The sequence below is a fragment of the Neisseria sp. P0022.S010 genome (genome assembly GCF_051956635.1).
Genome location: NZ_JBQCXF010000820.1, coordinates 1 through 571 on the forward strand (window position 1 = coordinate 1; position 571 = coordinate 571).

Sequence of the window (571 nt, forward strand, 5' to 3'; positions counted from 1 at the left end):
CTTGATGATAACGCTAAAGGCCGTCTGAAAGTGGATTTTTCAGACGGCCTTTGGTTTAGGTCAAATCCAGCCTTGCAGATTGGCCCGGCTTAATTGGGCAAGTGCGGCAATCCAGTCGGCGGGATCGTTGAGGCAGGGGATGTAACGGTATTCTTTGCCGCCCGCGGCGTGGAATTGTTCGCGTCCCATAATGGCGATTTCTTCCATGGTTTCTAGGCAGTCGGCCATGAAACCGGGGCAGAAGACGTCGAGTTTGGTCGTGCCTTGTTTCGGAAGTTCATTAAACAAGGCTTGCGTGCTGGGCTTGACCCATTGGGATTTGCCAAACTGGCTTGGGAAAGAAACGATGTATTCTTGTTCGGATAAGCCCAATGCCTGCGCGAGCAGTTTGGCAGTATGGTGGCACTCGTCAGGATAGGGGTCACCGTCTTCGTGATGCTTTTGCGGAATGCCGTGGAAGCTCAACATCAGTTTTGCGCCGCGTTCGTTTTGGGCCCAATAGGCTTCAATATGCTGCTTCATGGCTTGGATATAAGCGGCATCGTCGTAATAACGGGAAACAGTGCGGATG

1 protein-coding gene is annotated in these 571 nt (G+C 52.2%); it reads right to left on the reverse strand.

All coding sequences use genetic code 11. The features are described 5' to 3' along the window. Window positions 1–60: 60 nt before the first annotated feature. Window positions 61–571 (reverse strand): ferrochelatase (gene hemH, locus ACTHUT_RS21600; RefSeq protein ID WP_440419864.1); only part of this gene is annotated, 511 nt, incomplete at its 5' end.